At 31.4% G+C, this 26,737-nt stretch carries 20 protein-coding genes and 1 pseudogene; 7 read left to right on the top strand and 14 right to left on the bottom strand.

What is annotated here, in order from left to right:
- Positions 1-19: 19 nt before the first annotated feature.
- The gene (locus tag EV195_RS04345; protein WP_132793368.1) at positions 20-1,291 is read left to right on the top strand and encodes a replication-associated recombination protein A; all 1,272 of its coding nucleotides are present in this window, start codon (positions 20-22) and stop codon (positions 1,289-1,291) included.
- Here the strand turns inward: EV195_RS04345 and EV195_RS04340 are convergent.
- The 4 genes from EV195_RS04340 to EV195_RS04325 are packed head-to-tail and all read right to left on the bottom strand — an operon-like array spanning position 1,288 to position 4,682.
- On the bottom strand, positions 1,288-2,028 hold the full coding sequence (locus tag EV195_RS04340; RefSeq protein WP_132793366.1) for a hypothetical protein: 741 nt from the start codon (positions 2,026-2,028) through the stop codon (positions 1,288-1,290). The genes EV195_RS04345 and EV195_RS04340 overlap by 4 nt on opposite strands.
- Before the next feature lie 2 nt (positions 2,029-2,030).
- Entirely contained in the window at positions 2,031-3,404 is a 1,374-nt protein-coding gene (locus EV195_RS04335; protein ID WP_132793364.1) for a DUF5723 family protein, read from the bottom strand.
- A gap of 3 nt (positions 3,405-3,407) precedes the next feature.
- Complete coding sequence (locus tag EV195_RS04330; RefSeq protein ID WP_132793362.1) at positions 3,408-3,965, bottom strand: hypothetical protein; 558 nt, start codon at positions 3,963-3,965, stop codon at positions 3,408-3,410.
- A gap of 33 nt (positions 3,966-3,998) precedes the next feature.
- Entirely contained in the window at positions 3,999-4,682 is a 684-nt protein-coding gene (locus tag EV195_RS04325) for a YjjG family noncanonical pyrimidine nucleotidase (RefSeq protein ID WP_132793360.1), read from the bottom strand.
- Positions 4,683-4,973: 291 nt separating this feature from the next.
- On the opposite strand from EV195_RS04325, the gene EV195_RS04320 reads away from it, so the two are divergent.
- The 5 genes from EV195_RS04320 (at position 4,974) to EV195_RS04300 (ending at position 9,974) form a co-directional block, all read left to right on the top strand.
- A complete protein-coding gene (locus tag EV195_RS04320) occupies positions 4,974-5,930 on the top strand; it encodes a helix-turn-helix domain-containing protein (RefSeq protein WP_165915682.1) in 957 nt (318 codons plus the stop codon).
- 115 nt (positions 5,931-6,045) lie between these two features.
- A complete protein-coding gene (locus EV195_RS04315) occupies positions 6,046-6,657 on the top strand; it encodes a hypothetical protein (protein WP_132793356.1) in 612 nt (203 codons plus the stop codon).
- Positions 6,658-6,832: 175 nt separating this feature from the next.
- Positions 6,833-7,390 (top strand): LA_2272 family surface repeat-containing protein, encoded by a 558-nt coding sequence (locus EV195_RS04310; protein WP_132793354.1) that lies wholly within the window; start codon positions 6,833-6,835, stop codon positions 7,388-7,390.
- Positions 7,391-7,587: 197 nt separating this feature from the next.
- Positions 7,588-8,712, top strand: a complete 1,125-nt coding sequence (locus EV195_RS04305; RefSeq protein ID WP_132793352.1) for a glycosyltransferase family 4 protein — start codon at positions 7,588-7,590, stop codon at positions 8,710-8,712.
- Complete coding sequence (locus EV195_RS04300; RefSeq protein ID WP_132793350.1) at positions 8,709-9,974, top strand: oligosaccharide flippase family protein; 1,266 nt, start codon at positions 8,709-8,711, stop codon at positions 9,972-9,974. The genes EV195_RS04305 and EV195_RS04300 overlap by 4 nt, the downstream gene beginning before the upstream one ends.
- Here EV195_RS04300 and EV195_RS04295 read toward each other — a convergent pair.
- From EV195_RS04295 to EV195_RS04265, 7 genes and pseudogenes are all read right to left on the bottom strand, one after another.
- The gene (locus EV195_RS04295; protein ID WP_132793348.1) at positions 9,960-10,865 is read right to left on the bottom strand and encodes a hypothetical protein; all 906 of its coding nucleotides are present in this window, start codon (positions 10,863-10,865) and stop codon (positions 9,960-9,962) included. The genes EV195_RS04300 and EV195_RS04295 overlap by 15 nt on opposite strands.
- Positions 10,865-12,169: a polysaccharide deacetylase family protein gene (locus tag EV195_RS04290; RefSeq protein WP_132793346.1), complete on the bottom strand. Its 1,305-nt coding sequence runs from the start codon at positions 12,167-12,169 to the stop codon at positions 10,865-10,867. The genes EV195_RS04295 and EV195_RS04290 overlap by 1 nt, the downstream gene beginning before the upstream one ends.
- A 183-nt stretch (positions 12,170-12,352) precedes the next feature.
- Positions 12,353-12,514, bottom strand: a pseudogene (locus EV195_RS04285) (JAB domain-containing protein); the annotation flags it as partial.
- A gap of 115 nt (positions 12,515-12,629) precedes the next feature.
- Positions 12,630-13,643, bottom strand: a complete 1,014-nt coding sequence (locus tag EV195_RS04280; protein WP_132793342.1) for a site-specific integrase — start codon at positions 13,641-13,643, stop codon at positions 12,630-12,632.
- Entirely contained in the window at positions 13,630-14,571 is a 942-nt protein-coding gene (locus tag EV195_RS04275; protein ID WP_243693068.1) for a tyrosine-type recombinase/integrase, read from the bottom strand. The genes EV195_RS04280 and EV195_RS04275 overlap by 14 nt, the downstream gene beginning before the upstream one ends.
- Before the next feature lie 28 nt (positions 14,572-14,599).
- The gene (locus tag EV195_RS04270) at positions 14,600-15,865 is read right to left on the bottom strand and encodes a site-specific integrase (protein WP_132793338.1); all 1,266 of its coding nucleotides are present in this window, start codon (positions 15,863-15,865) and stop codon (positions 14,600-14,602) included.
- 203 nt (positions 15,866-16,068) lie between these two features.
- A complete protein-coding gene (locus tag EV195_RS04265) occupies positions 16,069-16,296 on the bottom strand; it encodes a helix-turn-helix domain-containing protein (RefSeq protein WP_132793336.1) in 228 nt (75 codons plus the stop codon).
- 77 nt (positions 16,297-16,373) lie between these two features.
- Here EV195_RS04265 and EV195_RS04260 point away from each other — a divergent pair, with 77 nt between their 5' ends.
- Positions 16,374-16,985, top strand: coding sequence for a hypothetical protein (locus EV195_RS04260; protein ID WP_132793334.1), 612 nt, complete (start codon positions 16,374-16,376; stop codon positions 16,983-16,985).
- A 258-nt stretch (positions 16,986-17,243) separates the two neighbouring features.
- On the opposite strand, the gene EV195_RS04255 is transcribed toward EV195_RS04260, so the two are convergent.
- The 3 genes from EV195_RS04255 to EV195_RS04245 form a co-directional block, all read right to left on the bottom strand.
- Complete coding sequence (locus EV195_RS04255; RefSeq protein ID WP_132793332.1) at positions 17,244-19,205, bottom strand: OmpA family protein; 1,962 nt, start codon at positions 19,203-19,205, stop codon at positions 17,244-17,246.
- Between the two features lie 9 nt (positions 19,206-19,214).
- Positions 19,215-20,153, bottom strand: a complete 939-nt coding sequence (locus tag EV195_RS04250; protein WP_132793330.1) for a PorP/SprF family type IX secretion system membrane protein — start codon at positions 20,151-20,153, stop codon at positions 19,215-19,217.
- A 32-nt stretch (positions 20,154-20,185) separates the two neighbouring features.
- Positions 20,186-26,737, bottom strand: a 6,552-nt coding sequence (locus EV195_RS04245; protein ID WP_207899767.1) for a PKD-like domain-containing protein, incomplete at its 5' end; no start/stop codon positions are given.

Raw genomic sequence — 26,737 nt, 5'->3', positions numbered from 1 at the left:
ACTTTGCTATTTTTACACTATGAGTGCACCTTTGGCAGAGAGAGTCCGTCCCAAAACAATAGATGACTATTTGAGTCAGCAACATTTAGTTGGTAAAAATGGTATTTTAACACAACACATACGTCAAGGAATTATTCCTTCACTTATTTTGTGGGGACCTCCTGGTGTTGGTAAAACTACGCTAGCCAATATAATAGCAAACGAATCTAAAAGACCTTTTTATACTTTAAGCGCTATTAGTTCTGGAGTAAAAGATGTTAGAGAAGTAATAGAAAAAGCTAAAAAAAGTAACGGATTATTTACTCAAAAAAATCCTATTTTATTTATTGATGAGATTCATCGATTTAGCAAATCACAGCAAGATTCATTATTAGGAGCTGTAGAAAAAGGTTGGGTAACATTAATAGGAGCAACTACAGAAAACCCAAGTTTTGAAGTCATACCTGCCCTACTCTCTCGTTGTCAAGTTTATATTCTGAATTCATTTGACAAACAAGATCTGATTAATTTAATTCATCGAGCTATTGAAAATGACGAAATACTATCAACAAAAGAAATTGTTTTAAAAGAAACCGATGCTTTGTTACAAGTTTCAGGTGGAGATGCAAGAAAACTATTGAACATCTTTGAACTTTTAGTGGCTTCAGAAGAGAAAATAGAAATAACGAATAAACTTGTACTCGAGAAGATTCAAAAGAACACCGTTCGATATGATAAAACTGGTGAACAACATTATGATATTATCTCAGCTTTTATAAAATCAATTCGTGGAAGTGATCCTAATGCCACTGTATATTGGTTAGCAAGAATGATAGAAGGCGGTGAAGATGTAAAATTTATTGCTCGAAGAATGTTGATATCTGCCTCAGAAGATATTGGAAATGCAAATCCGACTGCTTTAATATTGGCTAACAACACATTTCAAGCTGTATCTGTAATAGGATATCCAGAAGCCAGAATCATTTTAAGTCAGTGTGCCGTTTATTTGGCAAATTCACCTAAAAGCAATGCTTCATATATGGCTATTGGTGAAGCTCAAAATTTAGTAAGAAAAACAGGTGATTTATCTGTTCCGTTGCACTTAAGAAACGCTCCTACAAAATTGATGAAAGATTTAAACTATGGGAAAGATTATATGTATTCCCATAACTATGAAAATAATTTTGTAGACCAAGAATTTATGCCAGATGAAATAGCAAACACTAAATTATACGAACCTGGAAATAATCAAAGAGAGAATAGCTTTAGAGCTATTTTAAAGCAACGCTGGAAAGACAAGTATAATTATTAAAACTTAACTTTTACAACTTCCATTTTAAGCGCTCCATCCTTGTAATATTGAACAGACCAAAATCCTTCTTCACTTTTCAATAAAACTCCATTCAAGTCTTTAACTATAAAAACATTTGGATTTGAAGTACTTAATAATGTATAAACAGTTTTATCATTGCTATCTTTAAGATTATAACCAGAAATGTTTTTTTCAGCGATTAATTTATATGAAATATTCGCGTTCTCTTTAAGAGGTGCTTTCTTAGCAACTTCAATATTTTTATCTCTATTTACAGAAACATTAAAATCTCTAGATTTTCTTTCATTAACAACAGGTTGGTAGCTGTAATTTAATCTTTTAATAGCACTAAACGTTTTCCTTACAGCTTCTTGGTATGCTTTTTTGTACTCTTTAATTTTACTTTTCCCTTCTTCTGATTTAAAAACAATTTCGTTATTACAATCTTTTAGAACCAAGGTAACTTTGGTAGCAAACATTCCAGATCCATCTTCTAAAATTGCTCTTAAAGCTAAGCACTTATTCAAAGCTAAATCTGTAGGCATATCGTCATTACTTAAAAAAGCAATGTATCCATTTTTATTAAACAGAAACTTAGTGAGCGAACTTGTTTGATATTTATCAGCTTCGTTAAATGATTCCATTTGATTTGGAACAACAATATACTTATAGTTGTTTATGTTTTTTTGAGCATAAACTGAGATAGAAAGTAGTAATAAAACAAGTGTATTTTTCATCTTTATTTAAATAACATATTAATACCAAATTGAAAAGAAGCGTTGTTGGCGTCTGCAATATCGGAAAGATTAAATACATTGTCAACCGCTCCATAAAGATTCACTTTCCATATATGAGCTGAAAACCCGATACCAAAATTAGTGTACGAAAAATCATCTACCGTATAAGTAACCCTTGTACTAAACTTTTCTGAGAATTTTCTTTGATAAAAACCAGTGAAAGCAAATTGTGGTCCGATAGGTCTAACAACTGAAAATAATTGTGCCCCAACTGCATTATCATAATAACTATGATAAGAAATATCTGAGCAACTTTCCTCTCTTCTTGACCTTCCGAAATAATGATGCAAGGCAGCATTAAATTTTACAGGTCTCATTACAGTATAAGACTCTTTATTCTCACTTCTTAAAATATTAGCATTGATATCATCATTTAAATCTTGCCAATAGTTTGGGTTACTACCGTCATACTGAAACTCAAGACCAGAAAAAACATAACTTCCATTAACGGTACCGTTTCTCAATTTGTCTGAATAACTTACAAAACCAATATCCAACAAACTCGCTAATAAACTTGTTTGTTCATCTATTTTGTATGTAAACCCAATATCTATTCCTAGTCCTAAATTAGGTCCAAAAAAAGTTTTCCCTAAAACATCAGCTACCTCAACATCTAATTCGTTGCTATCATTATAAAAACCAGAAGAATATCCTGCAAGATCTAAGTTGTTCAATGTATGTTCATAAATTCCATTAGTTCCTAATCTAGTGGTTAAACTACCTTGATTATCATTAGACATCACATTTAAAGAACCTGAATAAATTTTTAATCGAGCTCCAGCTGTAAAACGTTCATTAAATTTTCGAGAAATTCCTGCATGAAGCACTCCTAAAACATCAGCTTTTCCATTGATTTTAGAGAACAAGAAAGCTCTATTAAGATTGCCTGCGTTACCATCTCTTAGCAATTCTAAAAAATCTTTTGGTATCAATGAAAAAGCATCAAGTTCAGTATAAAAACCAACGCTTATATAGTCTTTATCATTCATCTTATATCCTGCGTTAATTACTTCTACTTGAGCATTAACACTCATATAATCATTATTTCCTAGCTTGTTGATTACATTATCTAATTTCGTGTTGAAATCAACATTATCAGCTCTAAATAAATCAGCAATTGTAAACCCAGTTACACTTGCTTGAGCTGATATTCCTGAAAGTAATGGAATCCCTACATGATAATTGTAATTGGTTTCTGAACCTGGATTTAATAATAATGTTTGAGGAATATTATCAAAACCAAAAAGAATTTGCTTATTCTGAGATGCTAACTTAGATGTAATTAACATCAAAAAAATTATCGAAATTTTCTTCATAGGTTAATTACTATTATTGATGTTAAAGTAAAAAGTTCCAGCAGATTTGAATATGAAAGATGTAGGTACATTAATGTCGATAGATGATCCATCTGAGCTAGGCAGCAACGTTAATTCTACTCGTACTTTCCTTGTATTTAAAAATGTTGGATTATTTGCTACCACTATTTCCTCTTCATGAGAGAAATTAGTGTTATTTGCAGCGATATTTAATGTAATATCATTGTTGGTATTTACATCATTCTCATCTAGAAATGAAAATGTAATTCTAAAATCTCTATTAAATTGATTGCTAATTTCAAATTGAAATACAGCGCTGATTAAATCATTCTGAGCAATACTATTATCTAGAATGGTTACTACAGAGGTTTGGGTTATAGAACCAACCTCAGTTCCTCCCACTACTAGTTCGTTTTGGGTAATTGTTGCATTCACTAAAGAAACAGCCACAGTAGGACTAATTTCTAAATCTTCAGCTTGACTAAAATCTATATTATCTACGCAACCATTTAAAAACAGTGATAGAAAAACTATTAAACAATAAACTTGCTTTTTCTTCATAAGGTATACTCTTGATTTTCAACGGATTTACTACTACAAATATTGCTTGATTTCTAACAAGGATTGAACACTTGTTACTCTTTCATCAACATTACACATAGAATTAAACAAATGTATTGGAGTTATTCCTACCGCTAAAGCTCCTAAAACATCAGCTTCTAAACTATCTCCAATCATAATTGCTTTATTAGCAGTTACATTAGCTTTATTTAAGGCAAATTCAAAAACACGGGGATTTGGTTTTTTTACGCCTACACTTTCAGAAGTAACAACAACATCAAAATAACTATGTATTTGTGATTTTTCGAGTTTTAACTTTTGAACTTCTTCAAAGCCATTTGTAATGATATGTAATTTATACTTTTCTTTTAAATATTCCAACAAATCAATAGCACCATCCAATAAATGGTTGAACAAAGGCAAATAGTTAATATAATCCTCCGCAATTTGATTAATTAACTCATCTTCTACTTCATAATTAAGTTTATCAAAAGTAGTTTTAAGTCGTTTGTAACGTAATTCTTCCTTCGCTATCTTATCGTCTCTGTACAACCTCCAATATTCTAGATTAATTGGTTCATACACTTTTAAGAACTCATCTAAATCTAACTTAAGTTGCTTTTCTTTAAAAATCTTCTTAAATGATAATGCCGAATTTTTATCAAAATCCCATAGAGTATGGTCTAAATCAAAGAAAATATCTGTAATTTCTGTCATTCTCAAATGTAAGAATATATAATTTATGATACTTCATCTTTGAGTAAAATTACACCATTACTAAAGTCAAGTTTTAATCTGATTTTAACATGTTTTAAGTTGAAATTATTATTAAAAATGCAAAAAAAATATATCTTGCACCTGTTTTAAAATTGATAAGAATTGCAAATCGCAGAGTTTTTTAACCTATTTTTAATTGTTAGCGCTATACATGGATTTGTTTTTAGTTTTTTTCTATTTAAAAAAACTGGGTTAGATAAAAACACTCTTTTTCTCAATTTAATGATTTTGGTGATTGCACTAAACAATTTGCAATCTTGGCTACTTGCAGAAGAATTTCTGGTTTTAGACTATATTCAAATACCTTGGCATTTTTTAATTGCTCCTTTATTTTACACGTTTCTTGTAAACTATTTAAAAATAGAAAAGCTTTTTTTTAATTTAATTAGAATTGCTTTTCCAATATTTATCATAAGTATCATTTTTCAAGTAGTTTCCTTTTCTTTTATTAAGGATACATCTTCAGCAGCAGAATATGAATTGTTTTACGAGAGATATATTGCTGTAGAAGAATTAATAAGCTTTATAGTTTCGATAAGTATTTTCTTCTATTCTTTTAGAATTATTAAGTTCAAAAAAAACTTATTCAAAAGTATTTTAAGTTATGATAGCTTACAATGGTTAAACACCTTTATATTTCTTGCATTAATTTCCTATGCCTTTTGGGCACTGGCAGTAGGTGTAAAATTCCAACAGAACTTTCAAAACTTTATTGTCTTTTTTTATCCTTTACGCGTAATGACTACCGTTCTTATTTATTGGTTAGGTTATGAGTTAGTTTATATGTTACGTCAGGTAAAAGAAAGAAAGTTAATTCGAGAACAAAGTCATAAGAAAACAGAAAAACAACCCGACAATAATTCTAAGAAATTTAAGAGCATTGAAGATTATATAATCAATAACAGAAGATTTTTAGACAATTTACTCAGTTTAGAAACATTGGCCAATGAACTTAGCGTTAGTACTAGTCAACTTTCAAAATTGATAAACGAACAAAGCGCTAAAAATTTTAATCAATTAATTAATGAATATCGGGTAGAATATTCTAAAGAGTTATTACAAGATGAAGCATATAATCAGTATACTATCACGTCTATTGCTCTAGAATCTGGTTTTAATTCAAAATCTACCTTCTACAATGCCTTTAAAAAACAAACAGGTATAACTCCCACAGAATATAGAAGTTAACATTATTTTTTCAGTGTCCTGATTTTTATAAATCTGTCCTAATTTTTACAACTTAGACTATTTCGGACATCTACACTCTTTCATGAAACTAGTTTTGCTCAAAACTTATATAATCATGAAAAATAACCTAAAAATTAAATTAAAAAAACAAGATTCCAAAAGGCAATCTAGAGCATTTATCCGCAAAATTGCGATTATGATGATTGCTTTTATTTCTTGCTCTATGTATGGACAAGATGAAAAAGAAGTAAGTCAAATTAATGGTATCAATGAACTAAAAATTAATGGACTTTACTTTGTGGCTGGTGCAGGAGAAATATCTTATGAAAGAATTTTAAGTACTGAAACTGCTATTGGGCTTTCGGTTGCATTTGATATAGAAACCGACAACTTTTACAATTTTGCAGCTTTCCCATATTATAGATTTTATTTTGGGAAGAAGAGAGCTGGTGGTTTTTTTATCGAAGGAAATGGAGCGGTTTTAATAGATGAATTTGAAAAAGAAGCAACCTTAACAATCAATGGCAATAATGGTACTCTATCTATCAATGACATTGGAGATTTGAATACTCGATTTGGCTTAGGTATCGGAATTGGAGGGAAATTTTTATCAAAAAACGGATGGATTGGTGAACTCTCGATGGGATTTGGAAGAGTCTTTGGAGTTGAAAATGATGTTTATAAAGTCTATAGCAGGTTTGGAATTACCATCGGAAAAAGATTTTAATGTTGTTTTTATTGTCAGAAAAAGGAACAATTTTCGAATTGCGTATTCGGAATTGTTCCTTGAAAGTTTATTTCAATAAAAAGAATTGTACAATTAAGTCATGATAAAATCAGCATTTTTTTTATCAATCATGTTTTCAATAATATATTATTCTTACGGGCAGGATAGTCTCTCTATGAAAAAAAGTATAATTGGAACCTTTCATGAAGAAAACACAATGATAAATGGTATATCAATTGGGCTATATTCTGGAATGAATAATGATAGAAATGTCATAACCAATGGGCTAAGGCTAGAAGTTCCTGGTATTGGTATTATTTCATTTATGGGAAATGGTTTTCCAAATGCTACTGAACCCTTTAACCTAAATGATTATAGATATAGTGAAGTGGTTAATGGTCTCAATATATCAACAGGTTCATGGTGTGATTGCAACTATAATGGGTTGACATTAGGATTGGTCGGACAATACGGAAAACTTGGAAATGGTTTTTCTCTAGCAGGTGGCTGGAATATAATTGACAAACAATCTGGGATACAATTGGCGGCTTTGGCAAATAGCTCATTTTATATGAATGGAGTGCAAATTTCTGCGTTTAATTATACACATGATGGAAATGGAGTACAGATAGGCATTTTTAATAATTCGAATAGTTTTAAAGGTATACAAATTGGTATTTGGAATGTAAATCAAAAAAGAAAACTCCCTTTAATTAATTGGAATTTTGATTAATCACATAATGAGGTAAAATAAAAAGTTTGGTTTCCCATATCATAAGAAATCATTACTTGCTATGATGAAATCACATTTTAAACATTTAAAACAAATGGGAAAATTGTATAATTGAAATAGTATATAAATTATTTAATTTACTTTTAGGGTGCTGTTACTTCAGCATCCTATTGGTATTTATCTTATTAAAAAAGTCTTTGGGTACAAAAAAATTACATGTTCTTTTTCTCTGTGGATGGTATCCTTCAAGAGTATTACCAAACAATGGTGATTTTATCCAACGTCATGCCGAAGCTGTTAACTTGCAACACCAAGTTTCTGTTTTACATATAATTACAGACAAAAAAATACACCAACCTATTGAAATAGTTTCAGAAAAGATTAATGGAATAGCGACACATATTGCTTACGTAAAAAATAGCAAAAACCCTATTGTAAAAATATATCGCTTCTATTCAGCTTTTCAAAAACTACTGAAACTCATAGGTAAATTTGATATTGTTCATTTAAATAAATTATTTCCTTTCGGACTTTTTGCACTGTATTTAAAAAGGAAATTTAAAACTGATTATATAATCTCTGAACATTGGACAGGTTATCATCAACCAAAAGCAGAAAAAATTACACCCCTGGAATTATTCCTTTCTAAAATTATATCTAAAAGAGCGAAGTATAATTGTCCTGTTTCATACAACTTACAGCAATCTATGGAAAAGTTAGGTTTAACAGGAAATTATTACCCTGTACCAAATGTTGTAAATACCGATTTATTTTCACTGAGACGGGATAATATAACTAATCAAAAGTTTACCATTTTACATGCCTCAAATATGCTTGACGAGCATAAAAATGTTTCAGGAATCATAAAGACTGTTACTAAATTTAGAGCCTTTACCGAAAATTTCAAATTAATCCTTATAGGTGAAAATTCTATTAAATATAAAAGCTTGGCGGATTCTTTGGACGTAACAAATCATGTAGAATTTATTGAACATATTCCACATACGGACATAGTTGAGCAAATGCAAAATGCTGATGTGTTTGTACTTTTTAGTAATTATGAAAATTTGCCTTGTGTTATCTTAGAAAGTTTTGCTTGCGGAACACCTGTAATAAGCACCAATGTTGGTGGAATTGCAGAATATTTCCCTAAAGAATTTGGAAAATTAATTAAACCTAATAATGAAGAAGAACTTTTAAACTCTTTAAAAGCTATTTTTTTTGAGAAGATTGATAAAAACCTACTTCACGAATATGCCAAAACACATTTTAGTCAAGAAGTAATTGCTAATAAATTTTCTGAGTTATATTTGACTTCTTGAATTCATTAATATCCTATATATCAAGTTTTATAAAAAGAGCTGGAAGTTATATTTTCTTAGCTACTTTAGTTTCAAGGGTTTTCTCTTTCCTAGCATCATGGATTGCACTTCAATTATTGCAACCAAAACCACTAGGTAATGTTTTATATGCCTGGAATTTTATTGTTTTTTTAACTCCGCTTGTTGGACTTGGATTGCATCAAAGTTATATTCGATATGGAGCTTTATTAAAATCTGACGAAGAAAAAAAACAGTTACTAAATTATATTATTAGAAACGGTATTATTGGCTCAGTTATAATGACGCTTTTAGTACTAGTTTTTAGTTATTTATACAGCTTTCAAACTACCGAAATAAATAACTACTTATACATACTTTCATTAGTTTTTGTTCCTATATTTCTCTTTGAAACTATTAAAGTAAGAGCCCGTTTAGAACATCAAAACAAAAGGTTTGCGCTATTAGAAATTACTTATAATGTTATTTTAATAGTTGCTGTTTTTAGCTTAAGCTTTTATGGAAAAACTACTGGATATGCTTTTTCCTTTGTACTAACACCATTACTAACATGTTTGTTTTTTTACCAACAACTTTTTGCTAACACTACTACAAACCAAAAACCTCATTTTGTTGATTTTGAATTTTGGAAATATGGCTTCTTTGGAGGATTATCTAATGTGGTTACGCTGTTGCTTTTTGCTATAGATATTTTATTAATTGGTGCTATTTTAAAAGACCCTGAGCAAGTTACAATATACCGTTATCTTACACTAATTCCATTTAGTTTACTTTTTCTTCCTCGTGTTTTTATAACAACCGATTTTGTTGCCTTTACTGAAAAAATAGGAAATGCTAATTACATAAGAAAATACATAAAAGGCTACTTACTTTTATTTACACTTATAAGCCTACTTATTTGTTTGACTTTTTATTTTTCTGGAATCTTCTTTCTAGCTCTTTTTGATGCTAGTTTCACAAAATACAATCAGAATTTTTTAATACTAACGGTTGGTATTTGCGGAATTCTCATGCTTAGAGGATTGTACGGAAACTTACTATCTTCTATCGGGCAGGTAAAGGTTAATTTTTACATTACCTCAGTTGCTATTATAGTTAATTATATTGCTAACCAACAATTAATTCCTTTATACGGAATTAAAGGAGCCGCTATAACAACAGCTTGCTTAATGTGGATGACTGGAGTTGCAACCTTAGTATGCTTTCATTTCTTGTACAAGAAATTTCTATTATCGCTTAAATAAGCGTAATAATCTAGGAAGTTTATTGCAGTGTAATTGCATATAGAACTCATCTTTAGCTCCGAAACTATAATAATACTTAGCTATATTTTTCATTGAAGAACCTCCAAAATCAAACAATTCATAATTTCGTTGGTACTTGAATAAAGCCCGATCGTTTAAAAACGTATTTGCACCATTGTTTCTATTCTTAAAATCTGAAGAACAAACAAGTTCAGTTATTCTGTTTTTATGTTTTAGAAAAAATGCTCCTGATATAAGTTCTTTATGCCCATCATAAATTGTTAACAACTCACCTACTCTTTTCTCAATACAAACATTCATTAATTTGTATAAACGTAAATAATCGTCGGAAGAAATTTTTGTAACTCGCTTACCTACATTTTTTTCGAAGAGCTCTATTAAGCGCTTAGGATTATCATTCCAATTTTCACTTACATCAGCATTGAATGCTCTCTTTAATTCTCTTTTTCTATTACGATTGTAACCAGATAGTAACTGTTCATAAGATTTCTCTAAGGATAATACCTGTAGCTTTTTTTGAATTTGATAAGAACTAAACATACTAAATGCATTCAAAGCATTCATTCGTAAGCTTGTATATTTAAACTCACTAAATAACTCAATTAAAAACTCATTCTCATCTACAATCTCTTTAGAATAAATTCCTAATTGTATAACCCAAAAAGGTTGATAGGTATATTTTATAAAAAACTTTTTTCTCCAAGGAACAGGCATTACAGCATCGTAATCATCTAAAACTAGAACACTCCAGTTATCTGCCACAATGTCTAAATACCAAGAAAAACCAAAAATATTTGATTGTAACGAGTTTTCGATACAGTGATTGTACTTTTCTACATCTAGTTGTTGTCTCGGAACTATTCGTATCATTAGCTAGTAGCTATTTTCAACATTGATTCGTAAACTCTTCTCCAACCTTTCCAACGTAAATAATTACTTAAACTTTCGTTGTGAAATAATGTAATAAACGTTCCATTTACTCTTTTGACTTCTCTTTTGAGTTCATTTATTTTACCTAAAGATTGCTTTGGAGTTAGTTTCATATAATCATTCAGAGTGGTGTCCATTAAAGCAAAAGGAAATATTTTTAAGGGTGTTTGAATCTCAAAATCTAAATCATAGAAATAAAAAGGTGTACATGTACTAGCTCTAAATCCAGAATGACTAGCATAGCCCATTGAATAATCTTCTTTGATTTCTAAATCAATTAACTGTTGATAAGTACTCGGTAACGAAAATCGTAAATAATGCTGTCTAGATCGAAATATTGGCATATTCGTAATTCCTTCTAATCGTTGTTTCTCTTCTTTTAACTTATCGATATTATCCATTGTATAATAAGATGGATGCAACCCTACTCTAGCATAATCCACCATATCTTTTATTAGTAATCTAAACTTTGATTTTGATGCAGAAACATTGGTGTCGAATGTAGTATAATCTCCTATAAGAAAGAAAAAGATTGTTCTAACATTATAGGTGTTTTTTAAGTTAATAAGCTCTTGAAAAGTATTAAAAGGATCTTTTCGTAAGTTAAATCGAACTGCTAATCGATCAATAACATTAAAAATATTGAACTTATACAAATCTTTTAATAAACCTCCTATTGAACGAATTACACTCTTATGTTTATAAGCAAATGCATTATCTACATCTATAGTAGAAATGTACTTATAAGTTCGCTCCTGGTAATCGTAATCAGGGAATCGTTCTTTTAATGCTTTTTTAAGTTTGTACGCCCAAATATCAACCACAGGTTTCTCTAAAAATCCATTTATATAAGCTAAACTTTGATCGGCTGTGTAACGTCCGTGTTGATCTTTTATGTGAGGCAAATGCTCTTCATAACGTGTAATTAGATAAAAACTAGCCGAAAAAATATCATATGGAATGGTAGACTTTGTTCCTTGAAAAAAGAAACAAGGTACATCTTCCCAAACTGACACACTGATTTCTACATCGCTCACACCTTGTTGAAATAATAAATCTGTGCTTTTGATAAAAAACTCACTACCCAAAGCTACATTTGTATACGATAATTTTGGTCCGTTAAAAGCAACAAACTCCTCTACTTTGGTTGTAAAGTCTATTTCAACAGATAATATCCTTGTAAATATATGCTTGAATATATATCGTACTCTTGGTGTAATTTTATGTGTATAAACTAGTATCAATTATTCAGTTATCAGTTATCAGTTATCAGTTATCAGTTATCAGTTATCAGTTATCAGTTATCAAAACTAAAAATTATGGCGGTTGAGCGAAGTCGAAACCTCAATCCTTATTAAATTTTTTCAAACGAATGACATCTTCAAGCTTTAATCTTTACGCTTCCAACTTTAGACTTTAAAGAAAACTCACAGCATTCCTTCATCTGCAAAGCTAAAATACTTCTTTTTGCTAATTATTAGGTGATCTAACAATTTTATGTTTAACGTTTCACCTGCTTGTTTTATTTGTTTGGTAAGCTCAATATCAGAATTACTTGGTGTTAATTTTCCTGAAGGATGATTATGACATTTATGCAAAGCTTTACATAAGCTTCATTATGCAAAGTAAAACATTATGTGTATAAAACTTGTTTAAATAAGATAATTACCAAACTTTATCAAAATTTACTTTACATAATAATTGTTAGAATTTTTTCAACCAAGTTATTAGATTTTTATTTTTATGCCATAAAGGTTCTTCCTCAGGTGTTAATTTAGAGTATGCTTTTTCTAAAGCTAAACGCTTAAACTTAGAATCTGCTCTTGCGTAAATTTCGGTTGTTTGTATAGATACATGACCCAATATGTCTCTGATATAAACCAAATTGACACCTGACTGTAGCAAATGCATTGCTTTAGAATGTCTAATTGAATGGCAAGATATATTTTCAGGTATTATTGATGGTTCTAGACTTCTTGCTTTGGTTAAATATTTCTTTAATATATAATTTACACCTGATCTCGTTAACTTTTCCCCTCTATTATTAGTAAATAAAGGATGTAATAAATTAACAGGAGAATCCAATTGATAAGCTGCCATATAGTTTTTAAGATGCATGGTTTGTGCATTAATCATTGGAACTAATCTAGACTTATTTCCTTTACCAATAATTTTTATAGTAGGAGGGTTATTAAGGTTAATCATAGATGGTGTAAGATCTATAATTTCTTGAACTCTTGCTCCAGTGTCATACATTAAAGATAATAGAGCTAAATCCCTTCTTCCTTTCTTGGTATTTAGGTCGGGCTGTTTTAATAATGACTTAATCCCTTCAATTGTTAAATAAGACATTATAAGTTGAGGGCTTCTCTTTTGCTTAATAGAAAGAATTTTTTGGCAATCATAAATATGTCCCAACTCTCTGTACTGCAAAAACTTATAAAATGAATGAATTGCAGCTAAACGTGAATTAAGAGTTGAAATACTACAATTCCTATTACACTCTAGCCAATTTAAAAAGGATATTATAGTATCTTTATTTATATCTTTAATTTTTAATTTATTAAGTTTTATTTTTCTCTCTTTCTCCATATAGTGGAGTAATAAAACAAAAGTATCTCTATACGCTTTAATAGTATTAATAGATGCTCCTCTCTCATCAGTTAAATAGTTTGATAAAAAGTCTGAAATGTATTTAGAGAAATCAGTTGGGTTCATAATTTTTGAATTTAGGAAACACATCAATTAAGGAATAATCAATATCATTCATTAAATCTGGAAATAACGTAGAAGTTAATCTTACATATCTGTTTGTAGCTTTAATAGATTGATGGCCTAAATAGGTAGATAATATGGGTAATGAAACATACAAATCTAAACCAGCTTCTACCATTTTAACTAAAGAATTCACGGCAAAAGTATGTCTTAAATCATGAACTCTGGGCCCTTTATTTTTACCTAAATATTGAATATTTGAACGCTCAAGAATTTTTTTGAACCAATATCTTACATTTTGGCTACATTTACTTCCACCAATACCGATAAAAAAATAGTTTTCTTTGTTTTTAGGAAGATAATTTCTAAACCATAGATACTCTTTTAATACGTCTGATAAAGAATAAGAAATTGGAATAATTCTTTCTTTTCCATTTTTTGAATCTTTAATTAATAAATAATTATCATCGAGATTAACGTCTGTATCTTTTAAGTTTAAAGCTTCTCCAAATCTTATTCCTGTTGCGTATAGTAACCTAAGGAATACTGGCATAATAAATAAACTATTGTATGGATGTCTTTTTATTAATTTATACTGATCACATACATTAAATATTGTATTAATTTCATTTTGAGAAAAGATGAATGGTAGATATTCCTTGTTTTTACAGGGAGGAACTTTGGGTATGTAAGAATCTATTCCAATATCATTAAGATAAGAGGAAAACATCGCTAAAATAGATATTCTGCGTTGTCGATATTGCAAACCTTCATTTGGTTTTTTCTTCGTAATTATATCTGCGAAAGATTTAGTTATACCTGAGGATGATTGGTTAGTTTCTAAAGCAGCCTCATCAATTTTTTTTAAATGAAAGGCTTCTTCCTTAAACTTGAAACCAAGCTTACGCTTAAAACTTAGAAACTGTTTCAAATACTCAGCGTATATGCTATGAAAATTTTCAACCATAGAATTTACCTCCTTCCTGATTGTAAAACCCCTCTGTTACTTTTGGTACATCTAGAATACACTGTTGTAGTGATTTTAAATCTATTCTTAGATAGTATCTTGTGCTTTTCGTGTCTTTATGACCTAACACTTCTGAAATTACTGGTAAAACAGTGTTTTTCTCTAATAGCCGAAGTCCAAGACTATGCCTCAGTGAATGAGGACCATATCTCCTACCACTCGTATTTATTCGTGCTTTGTACATAGCTCTTTGGACTACATGAGTAACAACGTTAGAGGTAGTAAATCTACCATAAGGAGGTCTAGCTGTAAGTAAAATATAAGGTTCTTCTGAGATTGGTCTTCCATGCTTTAAGTAATCAATTATAGCATTCCCTATATCCGAAAGCAAAGGTAGTATTAGCTGTTTTCCAGTTTTATGTTGTTGGAAAATAATCCTATTAGTTTCCCATTGTAAATGCTCAAACCTTAGTCTACTTATATCTGATGCCCTTAAACCTAATCTGGCTGCCAGTAATACTATTACATAATTCCGTTTCCCTATAGAACTAGCTCTGTTGATAGAATTTATAAGCTTTTCAATTTCGTCCTCAGAATAATTTGAAGGAAGTTTAGGTTGATTAACAAGTTTATAGCTTGGTATTTTCTTTGAATAATTATAGTTTATATAATTCTTATCATAAAGGAATTTGGTAAAACTCCTTAAAGCCGTTATCAATATTGATATTGCTGTTTTTTCTAATTTTACATCTTGAATGAAATTCAAAATTAGAGCTAAATCAATATTCTCTATTTTAATAACACCTTTTTTGTTACAGTATGCACTTAATGTAAATAGTGAACGTTGATAAGAATTATATGTGCATCTTGAAGGGTTTGATTTTTCTTTATCTTTTAAAAACTCTAACATTATTGTTCCTATATCTCCTTCAAATTTTAATGGATATTTAGACTTTTTTTCTGGAAAATTTATTTTGTTTGTTTTTTGAAAATCACCTATCATTTTAATCCCATTAAAAAAGGTTCTCTGATCACGTTTTAAGTTATCCCATTTACTTTCGCCAAACTTAAACCTCAAAAATTTTTCACCAATACTATCATTGTAATCATAATGACCATTATCAAACATAAACTTCCCTAATTGTTTCCAAACAAAAGTATATGTCTGAGCTGTAGAAAATGAATAATGAAGTTCCTTTCTAAGGTATTTTTTCGCATTTATAATTAATAGATTAAACTTCAAAATCTTCTTTTGCATGATTATCGTTTCTTTACGTGTAAATTTTAACTACTAAGATAATAATTTACATACAAAAACAAAACATAACCATTTGTTTTCCAGAGAGGTATATCTAAATTTTGATATACCTATACATCAAAAAAAAGAAAAAAACATGAGTTTTATTTGATGAATTAATAAATAATTCAATAAAGATTTACCTAAAAAAAATAGCTTAGAAATTAGTATTCGAAGTCAAAAAGTTCCTTGATATCTATTTTAAGTGAATCAGAAATGGCTTTAACAGTTGAAATAGATGTATTAACTATACCTCTTTCTATTCTGCTTATTTGAGATATTTCAATTCCAATAGAAAATGCTAATTTTTCTTGAGTTATATTTTTACTCTTTCTTAACTTCCTCAAGTTTTTACCAAATTCTATAATGTATTTCTCGTCCCTAACTATCATTAGGGCTAAATTCTTTTTTTAGGCATATAAGCCTATAAGCAAATATGCCTATATTTGTATATACTCGTCAAAATAAAATGGAGTACAACATACATATTACTGATGATATTGATAAAATTACTACGAGTATTATTGAAAAATACTGGGAGTATAATAATGGGGAGTTTAGTAATACTAATTTGAAAATAAGTAAACATTTTGATATTAATATTACATTACTTATTCAAATTGTTAAAAGTTATTCTTATTGTGAAATAATATTTGATAAATGTAAAAAGTGTAATCAGGTAAGGAAATATTCAGTAAAAACTAGAGTGAACTTTGAATATGTTATAAATAATTTCAATAGAATTTGTAACGTTTGTAATGAGTATAAAGTACTTCTAAATGAAAAGGATAAACTTTACAAAGTAAACCAATATAATACCGAGTACGCAATTCAAAACAAAGTTTGGAAAGAATTACTTCCAATAGAATTAGAGGTTTTAAAAGGCATAATTAAGTACAAACGAAGAGATTTAATTTATAAATATGTTTTTAAAAATGATACTTACAATACTACAATATGGAATATTATAAATCATCTAGAGTATCTTGGTTTAATTTTTATTAAAAGAACTAACGAAGGAAAAATTTTGAGTTTTAATGTTTATAAAAAAGTCATAATTTCTTTAAATGACTTATTTTAATACATTACCGCATCCCGAAATAAAATGAGAGAAATTAGACTTGTTTTATCTGTCTAAGGTCTTACAAATAGTTTATTATTTCTTACTTTAAAATCCGATAGATACTTCAAACTAACCTTTCATTCTTTATGATTATTAATAAAGTAAAACAGCTAATTTACTTCCTATTAAATCTCTATTACTATTAATGTCTTGCAGCTACTAAAAAAAAGAAATTAGAAAATGTACTTGTTAATTTTGCTATACGTTTTATTACTATTAATTAGAAATTGAAACCTTTTTTCCACCTTTTACAATGTAGAAATAGGATCTTCTATTCTTCTGATGTTCCTCCTTTGAACACTTGCTTTGATTCGCATCATCACAGTGGTTTAACAATCGGTCTTCTCCATACCCTATCGCACTTTGTATTCGATTGACTGCAATACCTCTAGAAATTATATAATCTCTTGTTGATTTTGCTCTATTATCAGATAAGTTCCTGTTGTAGTCCTTCGTTCCTCGACTATCTGTATGAGATTCGATCTTAATAACCATATCTGGATTGTTATTCATTACCGTTACAATGTGCTCTAACTCGTATTCTGCATCTTCTCTAATGTTGTACAAATCAAAATCAAAGAATATCGGATTAATAACAATCTGTGCTGACTCTGGACTCTCAACAATTAACGATTCTAAGGCTAAATCTGTTTTGATTTCTTTCTTGTTAATGTCCTCTGTTGCTGTTTCCTTCTGATCATTTCGGTAATCATCCTTTGAAGCGCTTACCGTAAAGTTGTTCTCACAGTCAATATCTTTAAAAGTATATTTTCCATCTGCCTGTGTTACTTGCTCACTAACGGGTGCTCCACTCTCATCTATTAATCGAACTGTGGCTCCTGAAATGGGTTTACCTGTGTTTACATCGGTTACATATCCTCCAATATCTTCTTTACATCTATAGATCACAAAACTGTAAATATCGTCATCTCCCTTTCCTCCTTTTCTATTGGAAGAAAAGTATCCGTATGATTTATCTTCACTAATCACAAAACTAAAATCATCTCTCGGACCATTTATTGGGCTTCCTAAATTTACAGGATTGGTGTACTTATTATCTGCATATTTGGCTTCAAACACATCTAATGCACCTAAACCTAAATGACCATCAGATGCAAAGTACATGGTATTTTCACTATCAATACTTGGAAACATCTCTCTTGCTTCTGTATTTATTGGTGCGCCTAAATTCATTACTTCTCCATAACTCCCATCATCATGTATAGCAACCTTGTAGATATCGGTAGCTCCTAATCCTCCTGACATATCTGACACAAAGTATAGTGTCTTCTCATCTGCACTTAATGCTGGATGACCGCATGAGTATTCATTACTGTTAAATGGTAATTCTATAACATCATCCCAATTCCCATTATTCAATGTAGCCTTGTATATCTTTAAGTGAGTTACTCGATTCTTATCTCCTTCTAACTTATCATCATTGTAATTATCTCTGGTGAAATATATGGTTTTACCATCACCTGTAACAATAGCGTTAGATTCATGATATCGAGTGTTTAAAGATGGTAACTTCTCAGAATCAATTACCTGAAGTCCTTTTTCAATATCATTACTCAAATCTGCATCTGCAGTATAGATATTTAAAAACGGTTGCTCGTTCCACTTGTATAACTTCTTATCAAACTTTGAGCCTTCTGGTTTGGTAGAGGCGAAATACAACTTATCTCCGTAAATAAAACCTCCAAAATCTGAATACTTCGTATTAATATCTAAGTTCTGAATACTAACATACGTCTTCTTAAGATTAGAATACTTCACAAAGTAATCTTCATTATTTTCTAAAGCTAAGGCTCTTGAATCTTCTCCCTTTACTTCTTTTAACTTACGAAGCCATGAATCTGACTCATCAACCTTACCGTTACTCTTTAAAGCTTGAGCATATCTGAACATATATTCTGGTGATACCTGATCTTTATATTTCTCAAATAAAATACGATACCACTTCTCTGCCTCACTTGTATTGGTATTGTAATAATGAGAATCTCCTAGCCTACTAATGATTAGTTCTGACTCATCTCCTTTGCTATAAATAACCTCATACAACTCAGCAGATTTTTTATACGCAAACTCCTGGAAGTAACGATCTGCTGCATAACGCCTTTGTGAAAAAGACGAAAAGCTAATTATTAAAAAATAAATTAGTAATAGTTTCCTCATAATATTAATTTAAAAAAACCTTGGTGATTTAAACACTCGCTCCCTGAATATATCCCAACGTAACATAAGCTCATATGTTCCCGAATTATAATTGCTATAATTTGACGTAGTCAAATCATATGCAAAACCTATGTTTAAGTTCTTTGTTGCTTGTAACCCTAATAAAGCACTGATGGAATCGCCCCACCTCCATGCTAACCCCGCTGCAAACTTCTCATTAAATAAAAAGTTAGCCGAAACATCTAAAGATAATGGTGCCCCGTTCACCACCTTAACTAAGGTAGCTGGCTTGAACTTTAACGTATCACTTAAGTCAAATACATAACCCGCGATACCAAAAAAGTGTAAGCGTTCCTCAGCTAAATTTCCACTCCCAAAACTCGTCGTACCAACAGTATCATCGTAATGATCTGTCCTTAGAAAGTTAGGAATTGCCGCACCAAGATACCAATTTGATTTATAAAAATAAATCCCAGCTCCAATTGTAGGTAAAAACTTACTGATATTACCTTCAAAAATACGCTCTTGTTGAAGAGCTGTTCCTTTACTCCAATCAATCCCTAAATGACGACCTCCTAACTTTAATCCAAAAGCTAAATTACCATCATTACTCGTACGAATCGTATAAGAAACATTTGCATCTAGATAAATCTCACTCGATGGACCAATCCTATCATTAGTAATACTAATTCCTAATCCTACTCCACTATAGCCTATCGCAGTATCGTAACTAAATGTTTGTGAATCTGGTGCGCCATCTAAACCAACCCATTGTGTTCGGCCTAATGCAGTAATCACCGTATGATTATTCGATCCAGCATAAGCAGGGTTAACACTCATCGTGTTATACATATACTGCGTATACTGAGGATCTTGTTGTGAGAATAATGCTCCAACCTTAAATAAGATAATGAGTATTAAAAATTTATATTTTACTATGGTATTCATATCCCTATTATGTTGTTTCTTGTTTCTTTTCCTTACTTATTTATATATAACCATCCTGTTCGTACTGCTTCTCCATTTCCTGGATCAATCACATAATAATACGTTCCTACTGGCAACTTCTCATCAACACTTATTGTAGCTCTACCATTAGAAATTCCTTCGAATCTTCTTGAGGAATCTGTATTACTATAACCACTGATCTTATAAACCGTATTACCCCATCTGTTAAAAATCTCAACCGTGTTATTAGCATACTCTGGACTATCAATACATTTAATAAAAAAGAATGAATTCTCAGTATTACCATCGCCTGGTGACATTAGGCTATATGGTGATAAACATTCATCATTTTTACAATTTGGTCCTTCAATTGGATCACAAGAATCATTGGGATCAGAAGTTGGTCCACTAACAAAAGTTGTTGGATCTAATGGAGTACTTGGATTATCAATACCTGTCACTTCTTCTCCATCCGTTAAACCATCTCCATCACTATCTGGATCGAGAGGATCGGTACCTTCAACGGTTTCCTCTCCATTAGTAAGTCCATCATTATCACAATCTAACTGATTCCATTCATCAGTTACAATATTTATATCTTGACTGCTAGCTTGATAAGAACATCCATTTAAAGGATCGGTACCATTCGCCAACTCATCTCCATTTATTACACCGTCGCCATCACAATCTAAAACACTCCAAGAAGAAGACACATTTGCTTCTACTTGACTTGATGCTGAATAAGAACATCCATCGAATGGATCCGTGCCATCGTTAACTTCTTCTCCATTTGTAACTCCATCACCATCACAATCTGATGCAGCCCAAACACTATAATTAGGATCAGTAGTTGCTGGAACTGAAGGGTTAAAAACAGAACAAGCATCTAAAGGATCTGTTCCATTATTTAATTCATCTCCATTACTTTCTCCATCTCCATCACAATCTAAAGCATTCCAAGCAGAAGAAACATTTGTCGCTACTTGACTTGATACTGAATAAGAACAGCCATCGAATGGATCTGTACCATCATTTACTTCATCTCCATTTGTAACTCCATCGCCATCACAATCTGATGCAGCCCAAATACTATATTTAGGATCAGTAATTGATGGAATTGTAGGATTAGTAACAGAACATGAATCTAAAGGATCTGTTCCATTATTTAATTCGTCTACATTACTTTCTCCATCTCCGTCACAGTCTAAAGCATTCCAAGCAGAAGAAACATTTGCTGCTACTTGACTTGATACTGAATAAGAACAGCTATCGAATGGATTTGTACCATCATTAGCTTCTTCTCCATTTGTAACTCCATCATCATCACAATCTGATGCAGCCCAAACACTATAATTAGGATCAGTAATTGCTGGAATTGTAGGGTTAGTAACAGAACATGAATCTAAAGAATCTGTTCCGTTATTTAACTCTTCTCCATTGCTTTCTCCATCTCCGTCACAGTCTAAAGCAATCCAAGCAGAAGAAACATTAGCTGCTACTTGACTTGATGCTGAATAAGAACAGCCATCGAATGGATCCGTACCATCATTTACTTCATCTCCATTTGTAACTCCATCACCATCACAATCTGATGCAGCCCAAACACTATAATTAGGATCAGTAGCTGCTGGAATAGTAGGATTAGAAACAGAACATGAGTCTAAAGGATCTGTTCCATTATTTAACTCACCTCCATTACTTTCTCCATCTCCATCGCAGTCTAATGCATTCCAAGCACCAGACACATTTGCTTCTACTTGACTTGATGCTGAGTAAGAACATCCATCGAATGGATCTGTGCCATCGTTAACTTCTTCTCCATTTGTAACTCCATCGCCGTCACAATCTGATACAGCCCAAACACTATAATTAGGATCAGTAATTGCTGGAATTGTAGGGTTAGTAACAGAACATGAATCTAAAGGATCTGTTCCGTTATTTAACTCTTCTCCATTGCTTTCTCCATCTCCATCACAATCTGCTTCTAACCAATCTCCTGATTGCGTTAATAAAATTGACGTTGGAATATATGAACAAGAATCTGTAGGATCAGTTCCATCTGAAACTTCCTGTCCATTTGTAACTCCATCACCATCACAATCCGCAGTTAACCAATCTCCAGTTTGTGCTAAAGTAACTGAACTTGGATTTACTGAACATGGATCTGTTGGATCTGTCCCATCTGTAACTTCTTGTCCATTTGTAACCCCATCACCATCACAATCTACAGTTAACCAAGAACCTGTTTGAGGTAATGAAACTGAACTTGGATTTACTGAACAAGGATCTGCAGGATCAGTTCCATCTGTAACTTCTTGTACATTTGTAACCCCATCACCATCACAATCTGCAGTTAACCAAGAACCTGTTTGAGGTAATGAAACTGAATTTATTAGGAATGAACATGGATCTGTTGGATCGGTTCCATCAGCAATTTCTTGACCGTTTGTAACACCATCTCCATCACAGTCAGAAATTTGCCATGTAGGATTACTAACATCTGCTACTGGGTTTCCAGTAAACGAACAAGAATCATTAGGATCACTTGTACCTGTTGGTGTTCCTGAAGTTGAAGGATCGTCAACCCCTGTTGTTTCTTCACAATTTGTTAAGCCGTCACCATCTGTATCTGTTGATGGTCCAACAGTAACTGTATATACTGGAGAGGTTAAAGATATACATCCATTTGAATCGGTTACAGTATAAGTAATATCTACTGTTCCAAAATTTATTCCAGTAACAACACCATTAGAATCAACTGTTGCTATACTCGTATTAGAAGAAATCCATGATATACTAGATCCTGTAGTACCTTCCGTAAAATCTATGGTATTACCTAAACAAACTTCAGAAGCCCCCGTAATTGGTAATGCTTCGGGTCTTGGATTTACAATGACTGTGTATGTATATTCATTTCCTTGACATCCATTAGGACTTATTGCCGTTATAGTATAAACTACAGTTTGTGGACTTCCACTAGTGTTTGTTAATGTATCAGATATCGTAGAACCTGTTCCATCTGAAATTGTTTCTCCAGTTACATTTGGATTATCTGTTGCAATCCAATTAAAAGTAGTCCCAATTAAATTAACATCTGATGTTAAATCATGATTTAAAGCAACATCACTACAAATAGTATCTGTTGGAGCCGTTGTATTAAACGGCTCTGGATTTACAGTAACTATAACATCGAAAGTTTCTCCATCGCATGCAGTACCATCATCAACAGTAACTGTATATGTAATAGTAACAGGAACTCCTGTTGTATTGATATAACCATCTGTAATATTAGCAGCAATAGCAGTTACTCTATCTGAGCCGGCAGGAACATTTGTCGGATCCGAAGATACCACTGTATAGGTAGCTGTAAATGCATTGATAGCAACACTTAAATTTTCGCCAGAACAAACTTCTTCAGTAAAGTTAGGGAAAGGCGGTGATACAATGTGTAATGTAACTTCTTCTCTTATTGGATTGACACATGAAGTACTTGTATCTGTAATTTCTGCATAAAATGTAACAGGTGCATTCTCTGTATTTGTTATTGGATTAGCAACAACATTACCTCCAGTTGCAGCGTCATACCAAGTAACTGAAATGTTTGGACCAAATGTAATTCCATCATTTGCATTTAATGTCTGAATAGGAGATTCAACACATTCTATAATGTCATTTACTGATGTTAATACTGGGAATGAGTTTACCGTAACCGTTGCAGTATCTGTTAAATTAATCGAACAATTTGTACTACTAAAATCTAGAGAAATTAAATTTATTGTAGTGTCGGAAGTAGCTCCAGAATTCACTATTGTAACATTTCCTGATCCATCTAAAGTAATTGTTTGATTAGCATTGCCATCAATATTATAAGTTAATACACTGTTTGGAGATCCAGAAATAGTAAATTCAGCATCGCTATTTTCACAAATAGGTGAATTAGTTGTTAAACTTGTATATACAGGTAACGGATTAACCGCTACAGTGTAGGTAAATGAGTTACCGTCACAACCACTTAAACTAGTTGGAGTTATTGTATATACTACTGTTTGCGGAATTGTACTATTATTGATTAATGTATCTCCTATAGAATTTAATGATGAATTGCTCAATGTTTCTCCTGTTACATTAGCATTATCAGTTGCAACCCAATTAAAAGTAGTTCCCGATAGATTTACATCAGTCAATAAATTATGATTTAAAGTAGTATTACTACAAACTGTTTCTGCAGGAGATATTGCATTAAAAGGTTCAGGATTTACTGTAACTATATATGTAAATGCATCACCGATACAACCATCAGGACTTGTTGGGGTAACTGTATAAGTAACATTTTGAACACTTCCACTAATGTTTGTTAGTGTATCCGTAATCATTGATGAATTTGTAACTACTAAAGTTTCACCAGTAATAAAACCATTATCCGTTGCAACCCAACTAAAAGTAGTTCCAGAAATATTAATATTTGTTGATAAATCATGATTTAACGGTATATCGCTACAAATTGTCTGAGTTGGTGCAACTGAGTTAAATGGTTCTGGATTTACCGTAACTGAATATGTGTAAGCAGTACCTAAACAACCATCAGTACTAATTGGCGTAATGATGTATGTAACTATTTGATTAACTCCACTAATATTAATTAATGTATCAGATATTGTAACTGCTGAATTGTCAGACGTAGTTTCACCTGTAACATTTGGATTATCAATTGCTGACCACGTAAAATTCGTATTAGAGACATTTACGTCCCCTAATAAATCGTGACTTAATGTTGTTTTACTACATACTGTTTCTGAAGGAGGAGTAATATTAAAAGGTTCTGGATTTACTGTAACAGTGTATTCGAAAGAATTTCCTACACAACCATCTGCGCTTGTAGGTGTAATAGAATATACAACTGTTTGTACACTTCCACTAGTATTTGATAATGTATCTGTAATGGTTGATGAAGAAGTGTTTGTAATAGTTTCTCCAGTTACATTAGGATTATCAACTGCAATCCAATTAAAGGTCACCCCAGATAAATTTACATTTCCACTTAAATCGTGATTTAACGTACCACCACTACAAATTGATAATATTGGTTCAACTGCGTTAAATGGTTCAGGATTCACAGTAACCGTGTAAGTAAATGAATTCCCTACACAACCCTCTGCACTTGAAGGAATAATAGTATATATTACGGTTTGAGTGCTTCCACTCGTATTTGTTAATGTATCTGAAATAACAGCAGTATTAGAATTACTAGTCGTTTCTCCAGTAACATTCAAATTATCTGTGGCAATCCAATTAAAAGTTGCTCCAGTTAAGTTTACGTCTGTATTTAAATCATGATTTAATGCTACATCACTACAAATAGTATCTGTTGAAGTAGTTGCATTAAACGGTTCTGGATTTACAGTGACTGTGTATGTATATTCATTTCCTTGACATCCATTAGGACTTATTGCCGTTATAGTATAAACTACAGTTTGTGGACTTCCACTAGTGTTTGTTAATGTATCAGATATCGTAGAACCTGTTCCATCTGAAATTGTTTCTCCAGTTACATTTGGATTATCTGTTGCAATCCAATTAAAAGTAGTCCCAATTAAATTAACATCTGATGTTAAATCATGATTTAAAGCAACATCACTACAAATAGTATCTGTTGGAGCCGTTGTATTAAACGGCTCTGGATTTACAGTAACTATAACATCGAAAGTTTCTCCATCGCATGCAGTACCATCATCAACAGTAACTGTATATGTAATAGTAACAGGAACTCCTGTTGTATTGATATAACCATCTGTAATATTAGCAGCAATAGCAGTTACTCTATCTGAGCCGGCAGGAACATTTGTCGGATCCGAAGATACCACTGTATAGGTAGCTGTAAATGCATTGATAGCAACACTTAAATTTTCGCCAGAACAAACTTCTTCAGTAAAGTTAGGGAAAGGCGGTGATACAATGTGTAATGTAACTTCTTCTCTTATTGGATTGACACATGAAGTACTTGTATCTGTAATTTCTGCATAAAATGTAACAGGTGCATTCTCTGTATTTGTTATTGGATTAGCAACAACATTACCTCCAGTTGCAGCGTCATACCAAGTAACTGAAATGTTTGGACCAAATGTAATTCCATCATTTGCATTTAATGTCTGAATAGGAGATTCAACACATTCTATAATGTCATTTACTGATGTTAATACTGGGAATGAGTTTACCGTAACCGTTGCAGTATCTGTTAAATTAATCGAACAATTTGTACTACTAAAATCTAGAGAAATTAAATTTATTGTAGTGTCGGAAGTAGCTCCAGAATTCACTATTGTAACATTTCCTGATCCATCTAAAGTAATTGTTTGATTAGCATTGCCATCAATATTATAAGTTAATACACTGTTTGGAGATCCAGAAATAGTAAATTCAGCATCGCTATTTTCACAAATAGGTGAATTAGTTGTTAAACTTGTATATACAGGTAACGGATTAACCGCTACAACAGATTCAGTAGAAGTAACATCATTACACCCTGAGCCTGCATCACTAATTACAACTTGGTAATATGTTGTTCCTGAACTTGTTGTTACTGGTGT

Origin of the sequence: Tenacibaculum skagerrakense (assembly GCF_004345825.1) — a bacterium.
GTDB lineage: Bacteria > Bacteroidota > Bacteroidia > Flavobacteriales > Flavobacteriaceae > Polaribacter > Polaribacter skagerrakensis.
Note: the sequence above shows the minus strand (reverse complement) of the source record. Positions and strands in the feature narration are given on the sequence as shown.